At 69.6% G+C, this 15,471-nt stretch carries 14 protein-coding genes; 6 read left to right on the top strand and 8 right to left on the bottom strand.

The genetic code is table 11. The annotated features are described in order from the left end of the window. The first annotated feature begins 57 nt into the window (after positions 1–57). Entirely contained in the window at positions 58–1,137 is a 1,080-nt protein-coding gene (locus AB0B61_RS14265; protein ID WP_358431733.1) for an epoxide hydrolase family protein, read from the top strand. A gap of 50 nt (positions 1,138–1,187) precedes the next feature. On the opposite strand, the gene AB0B61_RS14260 is transcribed toward AB0B61_RS14265, so the two are convergent. From AB0B61_RS14260 to AB0B61_RS14240, 5 genes are all read right to left on the bottom strand, one after another. Beyond that, the gene (locus tag AB0B61_RS14260; RefSeq protein ID WP_358431731.1) at positions 1,188–1,811 is read right to left on the bottom strand and encodes a hypothetical protein; all 624 of its coding nucleotides are present in this window, start codon (positions 1,809–1,811) and stop codon (positions 1,188–1,190) included. Positions 1,812–1,855: 44 nt separating this feature from the next. Beyond that, a complete protein-coding gene (locus AB0B61_RS14255; RefSeq protein WP_358431730.1) occupies positions 1,856–3,091 on the bottom strand; it encodes an AAA family ATPase in 1,236 nt (411 codons plus the stop codon). Positions 3,092–3,120: 29 nt separating this feature from the next. Further along, the gene (locus AB0B61_RS14250; protein WP_358431729.1) at positions 3,121–5,742 is read right to left on the bottom strand and encodes a phosphoenolpyruvate carboxylase; all 2,622 of its coding nucleotides are present in this window, start codon (positions 5,740–5,742) and stop codon (positions 3,121–3,123) included. A gap of 67 nt (positions 5,743–5,809) precedes the next feature. Beyond that, positions 5,810–7,369: a hypothetical protein gene (locus AB0B61_RS14245; RefSeq protein ID WP_358431728.1), complete on the bottom strand. Its 1,560-nt coding sequence runs from the start codon at positions 7,367–7,369 to the stop codon at positions 5,810–5,812. Beyond that, entirely contained in the window at positions 7,366–8,142 is a 777-nt protein-coding gene (locus AB0B61_RS14240; protein WP_358431727.1) for an ABC transporter ATP-binding protein, read from the bottom strand. The genes AB0B61_RS14245 and AB0B61_RS14240 overlap by 4 nt, the downstream gene beginning before the upstream one ends. Positions 8,143–8,177: 35 nt before the next feature. Between AB0B61_RS14240 and AB0B61_RS14235 the strand changes: the two genes are divergently transcribed. From AB0B61_RS14235 to AB0B61_RS14215, 5 genes are all read left to right on the top strand, one after another. After that, positions 8,178–9,767 (top strand): acyl-CoA carboxylase subunit beta, encoded by a 1,590-nt coding sequence (locus AB0B61_RS14235; RefSeq protein ID WP_358431726.1) that lies wholly within the window; start codon positions 8,178–8,180, stop codon positions 9,765–9,767. Beyond that, positions 9,764–9,967, top strand: a complete 204-nt coding sequence (locus tag AB0B61_RS14230; protein WP_358431725.1) for an acyl-CoA carboxylase subunit epsilon — start codon at positions 9,764–9,766, stop codon at positions 9,965–9,967. Before AB0B61_RS14235 ends, AB0B61_RS14230 begins: the two co-directional genes overlap by 4 nt. A 100-nt stretch (positions 9,968–10,067) precedes the next feature. Then, positions 10,068–11,009, top strand: a complete 942-nt coding sequence (locus tag AB0B61_RS14225) for an NYN domain-containing protein (protein WP_225293467.1) — start codon at positions 10,068–10,070, stop codon at positions 11,007–11,009. 107 nt (positions 11,010–11,116) lie between these two features. Then, the gene (locus AB0B61_RS14220; RefSeq protein WP_358431723.1) at positions 11,117–12,562 is read left to right on the top strand and encodes an Ada metal-binding domain-containing protein; all 1,446 of its coding nucleotides are present in this window, start codon (positions 11,117–11,119) and stop codon (positions 12,560–12,562) included. Then, positions 12,559–13,059: a methylated-DNA--[protein]-cysteine S-methyltransferase gene (locus AB0B61_RS14215; protein ID WP_358431722.1), complete on the top strand. Its 501-nt coding sequence runs from the start codon at positions 12,559–12,561 to the stop codon at positions 13,057–13,059. Before AB0B61_RS14220 ends, AB0B61_RS14215 begins: the two co-directional genes overlap by 4 nt. A 172-nt stretch (positions 13,060–13,231) precedes the next feature. On the opposite strand, the gene AB0B61_RS14210 is transcribed toward AB0B61_RS14215, so the two are convergent. Genes AB0B61_RS14210 through AB0B61_RS14200 form a run of 3 tightly spaced genes read right to left on the bottom strand, consistent with a single transcriptional unit; the run spans position 13,232 to position 15,468 of the window. After that, complete coding sequence (locus AB0B61_RS14210) at positions 13,232–13,945, bottom strand: MFS transporter (protein WP_358431721.1); 714 nt, start codon at positions 13,943–13,945, stop codon at positions 13,232–13,234. 15 nt (positions 13,946–13,960) lie between these two features. Further along, the gene (locus AB0B61_RS14205; protein WP_358431720.1) at positions 13,961–14,890 is read right to left on the bottom strand and encodes a hypothetical protein; all 930 of its coding nucleotides are present in this window, start codon (positions 14,888–14,890) and stop codon (positions 13,961–13,963) included. Continuing rightward, a complete protein-coding gene (locus tag AB0B61_RS14200; protein WP_358431719.1) occupies positions 14,890–15,468 on the bottom strand; it encodes a hypothetical protein in 579 nt (192 codons plus the stop codon). Before AB0B61_RS14200 ends, AB0B61_RS14205 begins: the two co-directional genes overlap by 1 nt. Between the last annotated feature and the right edge of the window lie 3 nt (positions 15,469–15,471).

Here is a 15,471-nt window from a genome sequence, read left to right as displayed (position 1 = left end):
AGCGTTCCGTTCTGCTATAGTTAGAACAGAACAACCCGTTCCGACAAGGAGCCCGCGATGAGCGTTCACCCCTTCCGCATCGAGATCCCCCAGGCCGACCTCGACGACCTGCGGACCCGCCTCGCCATGACCCGCTTCACCGACGAGATCGCGGACGCCGACCAGGGCGTGGGCGTGGAGCGGGTACGCCGCCTGGTCGGCCACTGGCTCGACGGCTTCGACTGGCGGGCCCAGGAGGCCAGGCTCAACGCCTACCCGCAGTTCACCACGGAGATCGACGGGCAGAACATCCACTTCATCCACGTCCGCTCCGCCAACCCCGACGCCCTGCCCCTGATGGTGACCCACGGCTGGCCGGGCTCGATCGTCGAATACCTCGACGCCATCGAACCCCTGTCGCGGCACTTCCACCTGGTCGTGCCGTCACTCCCCGGCTACGGCTTCTCCGGCCCGACCACCGAGCTGGGCTGGAACAACCAGCGCATCGCCCGGGCCTGGGCCGAACTGATGTCCCGCCTGGGCTACGACCGCTATGGCGCGGTGGGCAACGACGCGGGCTCGATGATCTCCCCCGAGCTCGGCCGGCTCGCCCCCGAGCACGTCGTCGGCGTCCATGTGACGCAGCTGTTCTCCTTCCCCTCCGGCGACCTGGCCGAGTTCGCGAACCTGAGCGAGGAGGACCAGGCCGGGCTGGCCGTGCTCGACTGGTTCTGGAAGGAGAAGGGCGCCTTCAACGTGCTGCAGTCGCAGCAGCCGCAGACGCTCGCCCACGCCATCACCGACTCACCCGCCGGGCTGGTCGGCTGGCTCGCCCAGCTCTTCGACGAGGACCTGGACGACGACTTCGTGCTGACCAACGCGGCGATCCACTGGTTCACCGGCACCGCCGGCTCGGCCCTGCGCCTGTACTGGGAGAACGCCCGCGCCGAGGCACCGAAGGAGCCCACCACCGTACCGACCGCGCTGGCCATGGCGGAGGGCGACTTCAGGTCCATCCGCGCTTTCGCCGAGCGCGACCACACCGGCATCGTCTCCTGGAAGACTCTGGAAGCCCCGGCCCACGGCCACTACACGGCCCACACCGCCACAGAGGCCATCACCGCCGACATCAGCGCCTTCTTCGACGGCCTCCGCTGAGCGTTCGGCAAGCAAGAAGCGGCCCGATCACACTCCTGTGACCGGGCCCCTCACTTACGTATATGTTCCGTGCAGCATCGCGCCACATCCACACGTATCTGGTCGAACGATCGGTTGCGGCCCACCGGCCTGTCCAGCACACCAAGCTTCGCCGCCCGATCGAGGATCTCGGGAGCATCGGACTCGCGGTAGCGGCGGCCGGCTCCACTGACCTCGTTCATCAAGATCTTCTTGGGGTCTGGGAGCCGCCCTGTGTCCTTGCCCTTGTGCTTGGCGGGGAGAGACCAGGACGCGGCGATGGCCGACAGCGCATCGGGGAAGAGCAGCAGCCAGGCTTCGATCTCCGACACCGCGAGGGCGTAGTGGACGTTGCCGAGGGCGGATTCCAGTGCCTTCTGGACGCGTTCGCGGATGATCGGATAGGCATCGCTATCGGTGTTGTCGAGGTCCTCGTGGACGAAGACGCATGCCACGCTGGTGTCATCCCGTACAGCTCGCGCCCGCACCTTGCTCGCCAGGGTCTCCGCGCGGGCGGCGAGGTTCGCGTCACTGGCCTGGTGCAACCGCACCTTGTCGTTTATCTCCACAATCCGGCCCGCCATCTGCGGGCAAAACTCCTCCAAGAGCACACGCAGGGCGAGGCGGTCGTTCCTGTCCTCTCCCGCTACGACCACGACAGGCTTCTTCGTGGGCCGGACACGGGTGCCTCCCCGCCGGCTCACAGATCGCCACCCAGCACTCCGGAAAACCACAGCTCGCCAAGCGGGAGTCCTTCGCTGGCCCGGACGATCTCCTCGACCTTGACCGTGGAGATGGCCGGGATCAAGGAGGAACCGTCGTCACCACGCTCGCAGATCACGACCTCCTCGGGCTTGAGCCGGTCGGCGAGAGCGGGAGAGTGGGTGGCGATGATGAACTGGGTCTTCTCACTCGCCTCCCGGACCCGTTCCACCAGCAGTTCGAGCGCCTGTGGGTGAAGACCGTGGTCGATCTCCTCAACGCAGGTCAGTGCGGGTGGAGCGGGGTCGTACAGCATGGCCAGGAGGCCAAGCAGGCGGATGGTTCCGTAGGAGGCATCAAGCAGGGAGGTGGGTTCGCGCAGGCCACGCTCCCTGAGTACGACCACGACCGAGTGGGCTCCCCCGGACGGATAGTCGAAATCGAGAGATTCGACTTGGGGAAGCGCCTCCACGGCGTCGGCCTGGAGCCGACTCCACGCATCCTCATCCGAGTTTCGGAGGGCGAGGAGGAAGGCCGCGAGATTGGCGGCGTTGTCGGCGATCGGTTCTTGCCCGCCACGATGCACCCGCGATGGCATGCTCGCTTTGGAGACGTCAACGTCGAAGACCCTGAAGGCCCGCAGCATGTCCGCCACGAGGGTGGGCGCCATGCTGAACTTCTTTTCCGCCAGTCGGGGGAGTGTGGAAAGTCCACTACTCAGGGGCTGGATGCCAACCTCGTCCGATTTCCGGTCGGCGGTGCCGACCCCGAGCGGCGGCCATTCGGAGCGACTCTCGAAGCCGCCTTGGCCGAGGGTCCGTAGCTGAGCCTTCGCCCTCGTCCCTTCCACGGTGATGGTCCGCAACCGATGCTGCACGTCGGCGGACCTGAAAACCTCCTCCCTGGCGAGAGGAGCATTTGTGATCTTCAATACGTATTCGTCGGGAGCCCCGGCCAAGGAGGAAGACCACGCTCCTTTGATCCCGATGAGAAGATGGTCAGGCCGATCGGCGCCGCCCCTGAACACCAGCTCTTCGAAGCCACCACGGGCGGCCAGAACAGGCTCCAGGTCGGTCCTGACGATGTCGGCGAGGAACTCGAAAACCTTCAGCACATTCGTCTTACCCGCGCCATTCGGCCCGACCAGCACGTTGACGGGCCCGAGGGGCATGGTGATCTGTCGCAGACTGCGAAAGTTCTCCACCCGTAGTTCGGAAAGCCGCTGCTCCGCCATGCTGGTCATCTTCTCATCCGGGAGGCGTCTCAGCCGGTGTTCTGCAGGCCCGCCGCCACCCCGTTGACCGAGAGCAGGAGCAGCGTCGAGAGGCGTTCGCGTTCGTGGTCCGACAGTGTGCCGGTGCGCATGGCCGTCAGCGCGCGGAGCTGCAGGTGGGACAGCGCGTCCACGTACGGGTCGCGGAGCTGGACGGCGCGGGAGAGGACCTTGCGGTTCTCCAGGAGGCGGGTGTGGCCGGTGACCTGCAGCACCAGGCCGCGGGTCCGGTCATACTCCTCCATGACCTGCCGGGCGAAGTCGTGGCGGCCGCCGAGTGCCAGGTAGCGTTCGGCGATCGACCGGTCGGTCTTGGCCAGGGACATCTCCGCGTTGTCGAGCATCGCGTTGAACAGTGGCCACTCGGCGTAGGCCGCCTTCAGCTCGTCGAGTGAGGCGACCGCGGCCAGGCCGGTGCCCAGGCCGTACCAGCCGGGCAGGTTGACCCGGGTCTGGGCCCAGGCGAAGACCCAGGGGATGGCGCGCAGGTCGTCGAGTGAGCGGGGGGCGCCCAGGCCGCGGCGGGCGGGGCGGGAGCCGAGGCGCAGGGAGCCGATCTCCTCCAGCGGGCTGACCAGGGCGAACCACTCCGGGAAGCCGGGGGCTTCGGTGAGGGAGCGGTACGCCTGCTCCGAGGCCGTGGCCACCTGCTCGGCGAGCGAGCGGAAGCGGTCGGCCGCGGCGGCGGTGCGGGAGCCGACCGTGGGTGAGGAGGCCATCAGCACCGCGTTCGTGACCTGCTCCAGGTGGCGGCGGGCGATGGCGATGTGGCCGTAGCGGGCGAAGATAACCTCGCCCTGCTCGGTGACCTTGAAGCGGCCGGCGACCGAGCCGGGCGCCTGGGCGAGCACCGCGCGGTTGGCGGGGCCGCCGCCACGGCCGAGCGCGCCGCCGCGGCCGTGGAACATGCGCAGCTTCACGTCGTGCTCCAGGGCCCAGGCGGTCAGCTGCTCCTGCGCCTCGTACAGGCGCAGTGTCGCGGCGGCCGGGCCGAGCTCCTTGGCCGAGTCGGAGTAGCCGAGCATGATCTCCATGCGCCGGCCGTTGGCGGCCAGCCGCTCGCGCATCGCCGGCAGCTCCAGCATGCCGGACAGCACGTCCGGGGAGTTGGCCAGGTCCTGGCCCGACTCGAACAGCGGCACCACGTCGAGCACCGGCGCGCGCTTGCCGAGCGCGTGCTCGGCCAGCGCGTAGACGGCGGCGATGTCGTCGGCGGAGCGGGTGAAGGAGACGACGTAGCGGGAGCAGGCCGTGACGCCGAACCGCTCCTGGATCCAGGCGATCACCCGGATCGTGGCCAGCACCTCCTCGGTGCGCTCCGACAGCTCGCCGCCCGCCCTGATCTCCTCCAGCGCGGCGGCGTGCACCTGGGAGTGCTGGCGTACCTCCAGCTCGGCCAGGTGGAAGCCGAACGTCTCGACCTGCCAGATGAGCTGCTGCAGCTCCCCGTACGCCTGACGCGCGGCGTTGCCGGAGAGCGACTCCTGGGCCAGGCGCAGGTCGGCGAGCAGCTCGGCCGGGGCGCGGTAGGCGAGGTCGAGGTCGCGGCGGAGGGTGGCGGCGATGCGGGCGGCCACGAACATCAGCCACTGCCGGTGCGGCTCGCTCGGCGAGCGGGTGGCCATCTCCGAGACCACCTCGGGATGGGCGTCGACGGCCGCGGCCAGCGCCGCCCTGAGCTCCGGCGACGGCGGCGCGAACTGCTCGGCCGAGGTGAGCGTGCGGGCGATGCGCGTGCAGGCCGTCTCCAGGGCGGTCAGCACGTGGTCGGACTGGATCTGGACGGTCTCGCGGGTGACCTTGGCGGTCACGTTGGGGTTGCCGTCGCGGTCGCCGCCGATCCAGCTGCCGTAGCGGATGAAGGGCTTGGCCAGCGGCGGGCGGGTGCCGGTGCCCTCGCCGAGCGCCGCGTCGAGCGAGCGGTAGACCTGCGGCACCATGCGGAACAGCGTCTCGTCGAAGGCGGCCATGGCGGTGCGTACCTCGTCGAGCGGGTCGAGCTTGGTGGAGCGCAGCTGGGCCGTACGCCACAGCAGGTCGATCTCCTCCAGCAGCCGCCGGCGGCTCTCGGCGCGCTCGGAGGCGCCGCGCCCGGCGGCGTTGTACTCGCTGAGCTGGCCGCTGACCCGCTGGATCGCGGTGACGACCGCGCGCCGGCGCGCCTCCGTCGGGTGCGCGGTCAGGACCGGATGCAGCTCCAGCCCTTCGACCAGCTCGGCGACGCGCTCGTGTCCCAGCTCGTGTACGGCCTGCGCCAGCGACTCCCGCTCCACCCGGCCCTCGGTGTCACGTTCGCGCAGGATGCGGATGCGGTAGTGCTCCTCGGCCAGGTTGGCCAGATGGAAGTAACAGGTGAACGCGCGGGCGATCTGCACGGCCCGGTCGATCTCCCACTGCGCGACCATGGCGGTGATCTCGTCACCGGTGACCTCGCCCCTGCGGGCGGCGATCACGGCCTTGCGCAGGCGTTCGACGTCGGCCAGCAGATCCTCGCCGCCCTGCTCGGCGATCACCTGCCCGAGCAGCTTGCCGAGCAATCGCACATCATTGCGCAGCTCATCGGGCATCTCGGTGACCGCGGCACTGCGACGCTCAATCCCCTGGTCAATCATGCTTCCACGGTATCCACAAGCGTGGAATGTCCGGAAGGCGGTCTCACGTATTGGACTAGACCAATGCTCAGGTGGGCCGCGACACCGCGGCGAGCAGCTCGGGGAGCCGGGGAAAACCGATCTTCGCGCCGAGCCGCCGGCCCAGCGCCTCGGCCAGCAGCCCGTAGAACGGCGCGAGCACGGACACCCAGAGCAACCCGAAGAGCAGCGGCACCACGAACGGCAGCGACAGGAGGGAGATGCCCAGCAGCGCGCCCAGGCCGGAGACGAACGCCTGGCCGCCCTGACCGGGCGCGGCCCCGCTGAAGGCGTTCATCCGTTCGGGCACGGTGTAGGGGATGACGACGCTGGTCACGGAGCCGACGCCGAACCCGGTCCCGAGCGCGCCCAGGCCGATGAGCACCGCTGGAAGGATCGACTCGGGGTGGCCGGCGACCAGCCCGGCGCCGACGGCGATCAGCGCGAGCAGCGGCGCCGCGACCAGCGCGCCGGCCAGGTGGCGCCCGGCCAGATCGGTGCTGAGACCGCGCTCCGAGCCCATGGTCACGGCGTTCATCCAGAGCGAGCGGCCGTCGATGCCGAACGAGTTCACCGACTGCAGGGCGATCATCATCCCGGCCGAGGTGGTGAGCAGGATCGGCATCGACGCCCCGGCCTCTCCGGAACGGGTGAACGAGAAGCCCACCACGACGGCCACCAGGACGGAGGAGAACCAGCCGACCCGGTAGCGGGGCTCGCGCCTGATGTACTTGAGCTCCTTGGTGACCACGGCGGCCAGCGGCCCGCTCGGCACGAACCGGTCGACCAGGCCACTCCCCCTGCGGACGGAGGCCGCGCGGGTGGAGGAGTCGGGTGTGACCAGGGCCCGGCTCAGCGCCTTGATCCACAGCCAGCCGACCACCACGACCACGAGGGCCACGACGACGAGCTCGGCCAGCCCGGTCAGGCCGCCGTCGGCCATCGCGTGCGCGGCCATGCCCGAGGGCGTCCACCTGAGCAGGGCCGAGACCTGGCGCAGCATCCCCGCCAGGTCGCCGATGTTGCTGTTGAGCAGCAGGTTCGGCAGTTGCGCGAGCAGCACGACGAAGATCGCGGCCACGGCCAGCACGTCCCGGCCCCGCCTGGTACGCAGGGCGCTGGACAGCGCCGTGGTGACCAGCCGGGAGGCGACCAGGCAGAGCGCGAACTGCAGGAGCACGGCGACGATCCCGAGCAGGACGCCGCCGACGCCGGTGGCGAGCCCCACCAGGGCGCCCGCCGTGACGATCAAGGTGGCCAGCGGCCAGACGCCGGTGGCGGAGGCGGTGAACATGCCGACTGCGAGCCGGTGGGTGGGCAGCGGGAACAGTGACAGGCGCGCCGGGTCGAGCGTGTCGTCCAGGCCGAACGCCAGCAGCGGCACGACCATCCAGCCGATGAGCATGACCGAGAACACCACGATGACGATCGACGCCGCGACGTCGTGCGGCGCCAGCCGGAGCAGGCTCATGAGCAGGAAGCCGATGACGCTCACGAACACGGACATGATGAGGGTGAAAATGAAGCCGAGCTTGCGCTGGATGTCACCGCGGAGGTTGCCGGCCAGCAGGCGGAGCTTGAGCTGGGCGAAGAGCGCGACAGTGTTCACGCCGGCTCCTGCTTGCCCCGGCCGAGCCAGGTCAGACCCGAGTCGCCGTTGTCGCGCGGCCCGCCGACCAGCTCCAGGAACGCCTGGTTGAGGCTGCGGCCGGCGCGTACCTTCTCCAGTGGGCCCTGGGCCACGATGTGCCCGGCGCTCATCACCGACACCCAGTCGCACAGCCGCTCGACGAGGTCCATCACGTGGCTGGAGAAGATGACGGTCGAGCCCGAGGCGGTGAAGCGCCGGAGCACCTCGGTGAGCGTGTTGGCGCTGACCGGATCGACGCCCTCGAACGGCTCGTCGAGGAAGAGCACGGAGGGGTTGTGCAGCAGCGCCGCCGCCAGGCCGATCTTCTTGCGCATGCCGGTGGAGTAGTCGACGACGAGCTTGTCGGCGGCGTCGGTCAGGTCCATCACCCGCAGCAGCTCGCCGGCGCGCTGCTCGACGTCGGCCTTGGCGATGCCGCGCAGCCTGCCGTTGTAGAGGAGTAACTCGCGGCCCGACAGGCGTTCGAACAGCCGCAGCCCCTCCGGCAGCACGCCGATGCGGGCCTTGACCTCGACGGGATCGCGCCACACGTTGAAGCCGTCGATCTCGGCCTGGCCCCCGTCGGGGCGGAGCAGCCCGGTGATCATGCTCAGGGATGTCGTCTTGCCGGCGCCGTTGGGGCCGACGAGCCCGGCGAAGCTGCCCGCCGGGACCACGAGGTCGATGCCGGCCACCGCGATCTGCGGGCCGTATCGCTTGAACAGGCCGTGCGTGTGAACCGCCTCCGTCATGGATCCACTGTAGGAGCCGGGTTAATGTTGCGCGCATGACTGCTGCCGAGGCCGTACCGGACCCGCCGGACATTCACACCACCGCGGGAAAGATCGCCGACCTGGAGCGCCGGCTCGACGAGGCGGTCCACGCCGGCTCGGCGGCGGCCGTGGCCAAGCAGCGCGCCAAGGGCAAGATGACCGCGCGGGAACGGGTGCTGGCGCTGCTGGATGAGGACTCGTTCGTGGAGTTCGACGAGTTCGCCAGGCACCGGTCCACGATGTTCGGGCTGGAGAGCAGGCGACCGTACGGCGACGGCGTGATCACCGGCCACGGCACGATCGACGGGCGCCAGGTGTGCGTGTTCTCGCAGGACGCGACCGTGTTCGGCGGCTCGCTCGGCGAGGTCTACGGCGAGAAGATCGTCAAGGTGCTCGATCTGGCGCTGAAGACCGGCTGCCCGATCATCGGCATCAACGAGGGCGGCGGCGCCCGCATCCAGGAGGGCGTGGTCGCGCTCGGTCTCTACGCCGAGATCTTCAAGCGCAACGTGCACGCCTCGGGCGTGATCCCGCAGATCTCGCTCATCATGGGCGCCGCGGCCGGCGGGCACGTCTACTCCCCCGCGCTGACCGACTTCGTGGTGATGGTCGACCAGACGTCCCAGATGTTCATCACCGGGCCCGATGTGATCAAGACGGTGACCGGCGAGGAGGTCACGTTCGAGGAGCTCGGCGGCGCGCACACGCACAACACCAAGTCGGGCGTGGCCCACTACCAGGCCACCGACGAGAGCGACGCGCTCGACTACGTCAAGGCGCTGCTGTCCTACCTGCCCTCCAACAACCTGGACGAGGCGCCGGTGTTCGAGGGCGCCGGCGATCTGGAGCCGGATCCCGAGCTCGACCTGCTGATCCCGGACTCGGCGAACCAGCCCTACGACATGCACCGGGTCATCGAGCACGTGCTCGACGACGGTGAGTTCCTGGAGGTACACGCGCTGTTCGCGCCCAACGTGGTGGTCGGGTACGGCCGGGTCGACGGGCAACCGGTGGGCGTGGTGGCCAACCAGCCCATGCATTTCGCCGGGTGCCTGGATATCAACGCCTCCGAGAAGGCAGCCCGTTTTATTCGAACATGTGATGCTTTTAATATCCCAATCCTGACTTTTGTAGATGTCCCGGGATTCCTCCCAGGGACCGATCAGGAATGGAACGGAATCATCCGCCGCGGCGCCAAGCTCCTCTACGCCTACGCCGAGGCGACCGTGCCACTGGTGACGGTCATCACCCGCAAGGCGTACGGTGGGGCGTACGACGTCATGGGGTCCAAGCACCTGGGCGCCGACGTCAACCTGGCGTGGCCCACGGCGCAGATCGCGGTCATGGGCGCGCAGGGTGCCGTCAACATCCTCTACCGGCGCGAGCTCACCGCGGCGGGCGACGATGCCGACGCCGAGCGGGCAAGGCTGGTGACCGAATATGAGGACACGCTGGCCAACCCGTACATCGCGGCCGAGCGCGGCTACGTCGACGCGGTGATCAGACCCGCCGAGACCCGGGCTCAGGTCGTCAGGGCGCTGCGGGCGCTACGCAACAAGCGGGCCTCGCTGCCGCCGAAGAAGCATGGGAACATCCCGCTATGAGCGCCTATCTGCGGATTGTTCGTGGGGACGCCACGCCGGAGGAGCTCGCCGCTCTCGTGGCCGTTCTCGCCACCCGGCAGGCCGCGCCGGAGCCGGCGGTCGTACCGCGAAGTCAAACATGGCGAAACCCGGCGAGAGCGATGCGTAAGGCAGCCGCACCGGGGAAGTCGGGTTGGCGGATGAGCGCCCTACCGAGATAGATCCCGGGAATCGGGTGTCAAGTTCTCGAGGAGTTGGGACTATCTAGAGAAAGTAGGCGTATATAGTCAGCCGATCAACTAACCGCGGCCTGGAGGACACATGGCCATCCCAGACCTCATGCCGCATGCTGTGGCAGCGAAGTACGCCGTCCTGGTGGACGTCGGTTATCTCTATGCTGCCGCAGGCGAAGTGCTGCTGGGCGCCAAGGAGCGCAAAGAATATCGAGTTGCCGCCGACGAGCTGATCCAGAGTCTACAGAAACATGCGCTGGAACGTATATCTGGCGAACTGCTGCGGATCTATTGGTATGACGCCGCTCGCGACCGTGTGCCGACCGTCGATCAGCGGGTCATCGCCCAGTTGCCCTGGGTCAAGGTACGGCTTGGCAACCTGAACGCCCGTGGCCAGCAGAAGGGTGTGGACGCGCAGATCAGGAGCGATCTGGAGGCCCTGGCCCGGCATCATGCGGTGACTGACACGATCTTGCTCGCCGGAGACGAGGACATGGTCCCCGCGGTGGAGGCGGCGCAGGCGTACGGGGTGCGCATCCACTTGTGGGGCGTCGAGCCGCCGTACGGCACCAACCAGGCCGAGCGGCTGGTTTGGGAGTCGGACACCGTGGAAGTGATCACTGCTGAATTCCTGAGGCCCTTTTTCAGTCGTGCTCCGCAACCTGTTCCGGTCGCCCCGCCGGTGACCGCTCCGTCGCCCGCGCAGGTGTTCGCCGGGCGCGCGCCCGTCAAGCCGCACGTCAAGCCCGGCCAGGTGGCCAAGCTCGGGCCCAGCCGGCCACGCGTCGAGGACGTGGGCGAGCACGTGGCACAGAAGTGGATACTCACGCGAGGCCGCGACAACATCCGCGACCTGCTGCCGGGGCCGATCCTGCCGACGGTCATCGACACCGAACTGCTCATCGAGGCGGAGAAGGAGCTCGGCCACTCGCTGCGGCCGTTCCCCGAGGCGCGGGTGTGGCTGCGCGACGGGTTCTGGGCGCGTGTCTACCGGGAGTTCGACCTGGGTGTGGGCGTCTCGTCCAAGTGACGTCTGATTTCCGCTGGTCGGTGGGTTTGACCTGCTGACCAGCGATTTAACGATCAGGTCCGATTCCCGCCAGTCGATGAGCCGGGCGAACGCATACGCTCGGTGTCATGTCACCACTTGAGCTCGACTTCGACTCCTGCTACCGGGCGGTCGCCGCCCGGGACGCCCGATTCGACGGGCGCTTCTACACGGCGGTGACCTCGACGCGGATCTACTGCCGTCCGATCTGCCCGGCTCGCACACCGGCCTCGCGCAACGTGCGGTTCTACCGGCACGCGGCGTCGGCGGAGGCGGCGGGCTTCCGCCCGTGCAAGCGCTGCCGCCCGGAGCTGTCCCCCGGCGATCCGGGGTGGGACCTGCGCGGTGACCTCATCGGGCGGGCGCTGCGGCTGATCGACGACGGGGCCGCCGACGAGCGCGGCGTGGCGGGGCTGGCCACGCGGCTGCACATCACCGAGCGGCACCTGCACCGGCTGTTCGTGGCCGAGCTGGGCGTGGGGCCGCTGGCGGTGGCCAGGACCAAGCGGCTGCTGCTGGCCAAGCAACTGCTGACCGAGACGCGGCTGCCGGTCACCGAGGTGGCGTTCGCGGCCGGATTCGGGAGTGTGCGGCAGTTCAACGCCACGATGCGGGAGACGTACGGGTTCACGCCCAGCGAGCTGCGCGCGACCGCGGGCGGTTCCTCAGGCCCCTCCGTCTTGGCGCCGCCATCCGTCGAGGTCGTCGCCGGACCCGCGACGCTCCGGTTGCGCCTGCACCGGCGGGAGCCGTACGACATCGCGGGCGTGCTCTCCTTCCTGACCTCGCGCGCGATCCCCGGCCTGGAGGTGGCCGGCCCGACGTCCTACAGCCGGGCCGTCCCCGGCGGGACGATCACGCTCACCCCCGAGCCCGGCCACATCGCGCTCGACGTCGCCGTGGACGACACCCGGCAGCTGGCCCGCATCGTGGCCCGCTGCCGCCGCCTGCTCGACCTCGACGCCGACCCCGACGCCATCGCGGCCGCGCTGGGCGAGACCTCTCTGCGCCCGCTCATCGAGTCCCGGCCCGGACTGCGGGTGCCGGGCACCTTCGACGGCTTCGAGCTGGCCGTGCGCGCCGTCGTGGGCCAGCAGATCTCCGTCGCGGGCGCCCGTACCCTGCTCGGCCGGATCGTCGAGCGGGCCGGGCGGCTCACCGAGCGCCCCGGCCTGACCCACCTGTTCCCCACCGCCGCGGAGCTGCTCGAGGCCGACCTCACGGGGCTGGGGCTCACCAACCGCCGTGTCGCGACGCTCAAGGAGCTGGCCATCGCCGTCTCCGAGGGCCGGATCGACCTCGACGGCGGCCAGGATCCGGGCGAGGCCGTGGCCGAGCTGCTCGACGTTCCCGGCATCGGCCCCTGGACCGCCAGCTATGTCGCGCTGCGCGCGCTGCGCGACCCCGACGCCTGGCCCATCGGCGACCTGGTGCTCAAGAAGCGCATGGCCTGCCTGGGCATTCCCGACGACCACATCGAACGGTGGCGGCCCTGGCGGGCCTACGCCGCCCTGCATCTCTGGAGCTCCTCATGATCGACGCCCAAGTCATGCCGACCCCGATCGGCCCGCTGTCCCTGCTGTGCCGCGACGGCGTCCTGGTCGCGGCCGGTTTCACCGCCGACCCCTCGGACATGTTCGTCCGGCTGTCGCCCGCGCTGCAGGCCGAGGGCCTGGACGTGGTCGACGATCTCGGCCCCGCCGCGCAGGCCGTACGCGACTATCTGGACGGCGACCTGCTGGCCCTGGACGCCATCCCGGTCGAGCAGCCGGGCACGGCCACCCGCAAGCGCCTCCACCAGGCACTGCGCGAGGTCAAGCCGGGCACCACGGTGTCGTACGCCGAGCTGGCCGAACGCGCCGGCATGCCCAGGACGGCGGCCCGCGCGGCCGGGTCGGCCTGCTCCCAGAACCTCATCGCCCCCTTCGTCCCCTGCCACCGGGTACTGCCCGGTTCGGGGGGCTATGGCGGCTACTACTACGGCGTACCGGTCAAGGAGTGGCTGCTCGCCCACGAGTCCGGCCGGCTCTAGCAACTCCCCGTCATGGCCCGGCAGCGCTCTGTACGATTGGGTGAATGGCCGGAGCACACGAATACAGGGGCGAGCCGGAGCGGACGCCGGCTCAGTTGATCCTGGGATTTCTGGACGCACGCGACATCTCGGTGCCCGAGGAGGCTCGGGCCCGCATCCGCACATGCACGGATCAGAGCCTCCTCGACCGCTGGACCGTCAGGGCCGTGACCGCGCTGAGCGTGGACGAGCTGTTCAGCTGAGCCGCCGCTTTCAGCGGTCCTCTGGCGTTGTCGTCAGGTGGCCGGGACGAGTTGGCGGCGGGCCTGCACGCCGGCGAGTCCCGCCACAGCCAGCCCGAGCAGCGCGGCGGCACGGTCGCGAAGGCGGCCACCCCGAACAGGGCCATGACGACCGGCACGGCACCGGGAGAGAACCCGCCGACGTCCGTCGTGATCGGCGAGATGAAGGTGATCACCGCGAACACCGGCGCGAACCCGAACACGGTCATGGCCAGCGCCAGCCAGACGCCGCCCTCGCGGAAGGTCGCCAGCTCGCGCGGCATCCCGCCGCCCTCGGGCCGCGGCTGGGCGGGCACGCCGATCAGCCCGGCGACGCCGATGGCCACCACGGCCCAGAACGTCGCCCGCCAGCCGAACGCCTGCCCGATCCAGGTGCCCAGCGGCACCCCGAGCACGTTCGCCAGGGTCAGGCCGGTGAACATGAGCGCGATGGCACTGGCCCGCTTCCGCGGAGCGACCAGGTCGGCGGCCACCACGGATCCGATGCCGAAGTAGGCGCCGTGCGCGAACGCCGACAGGAACCGGCCGACCATGAGCACGCCGTACGAGGAGGTGCTGGCGGAGGCGGCGGAGCTGCCGGAGCTCGCCCCGCTCGCCGCCGTCATCGCCTAAAACACTGTTTACGGCCGGACGTTGCTCTGCACCTCACCCACCGGCACGTCGCGGGTCGTCCCCACCTCGATCGGCGCGAACTGGACCGGCACCGCCTGGCCCGCCACCGTCACCGGCCACACGGTCGTCACGGTCATCTGGTAGACCTGCCTCGGCTGGTCGATCGACGAGCGCAGATACTGCACGCCACAGGTGAACGGGGCCCCCTTGGCGTACGGCTTGCCGGTGGCCCCGCACTGTTCGCGTACCTCGGCCCGGTCCTTGCCGGTGCCCGCGTCGATCTTGATGTCCTGGAGCGTGGCGACCACGGTCGCGCTCATGACGCCGGGCAGCGTCGCGGTCGCCGTACGCCGAGGCTGGCCGATGCCTTCTAGCCACACGAACGTCGGCAGGTTGACGAAGCTCTTGGCGTCCGGGCTCAGCTTGACCGTCGGCTCGGGCACGGTGATCGCCGCCCGCGCGATCTCGGCCAGCTGCGCGATGGTGATGCCGGAGGGCGGCGTGTCGTTCGGCGGTACGAAGACGAACAGTTCCAGCCCGGCCCAGCAGGTGGCGCCGTTGGGGTCGGACGCGTCGTAGGCGGGCGTCCACCAGTTCCCCGGTTGCCCCTTCTTGTCCTTGAACTGCTGGACGAACTTATTGAAACTGTCCTCGTCGGCCTTCACCCTGGCGAACTGGGTCTTCGAGTCCGTCTGGAACTTGAGCATCTCGTCGGCGCTGAGCCCCGGCTCGTACCAGCAGGGCCGTTTGATCCGGAAGCCGTCACGCTTGCCGCCCTTGCCCACGTCGCCGCTGAGCACGATATCGGAGTGCTTGAGGTTGACGAACGCCGTTCTGCCCTGCTGGCCCGTCCTGACCTCCGTGGTGGATTGAGGGCCGGGCGTGGGGTTGGCCAGCAGGAGCGACCCTGCCATGAGCACCGGGATCAGGGGATTCATCAGGTGCACCCTTCTTTGTCCTGGCGGAATTCCCTGATCCGCCACACACCGTCGTCGCCGCGATGCGCGAGCACGGTTTGGAGGTAAGGAGCGCGCACCCAGTCGGGCTGGGGCGCGACGGCCTTGCCGGTGGGCGTGGAGACGAGGCGTACGCCCCGCTCGTCCACGCAGGTGTCGACCTGGGCGCCCTTGCCCATGACCGACGTGATCCGCAGTCTGTAGAGACGCGCGACGCCGCGCGCCGACTCCTGCCGGTCGGCGAACCCGCGCACCCATTCGCCGGCCTGCGGAATCACCGACGGCTCGACATGACGCAGGTAGCCGGTGTCGCTGGTGACGACCGCCTTCCACCGCTCCACGTAGTAGTCGGCGAAGAGCCGCTGCAGCGCGCCGGCCGTCCCCTTCTCCACCTTGACCTTCAGCTCGTCGCCGACATCGACCGTCTTGCCCTGGGCGGGCGTGGGAGCGGGCGCCGCGGCGGTCTCGCCGGTGACGGGTGTCGCCACACCGCCGGGGGTGTACGGCCGGTCGGGCGGGCCGCAGCCCGCCGCGAGCAGGAGCGCCAGCATTACCGCCATCCG

Source organism: Nonomuraea sp. NPDC049158, assembly GCF_040648335.1.
Lineage (GTDB): Bacteria > Actinomycetota > Actinomycetes > Streptosporangiales > Streptosporangiaceae > Nonomuraea.
Note: the sequence above shows the minus strand (reverse complement) of the source record. Positions and strands in the feature narration are given on the sequence as shown.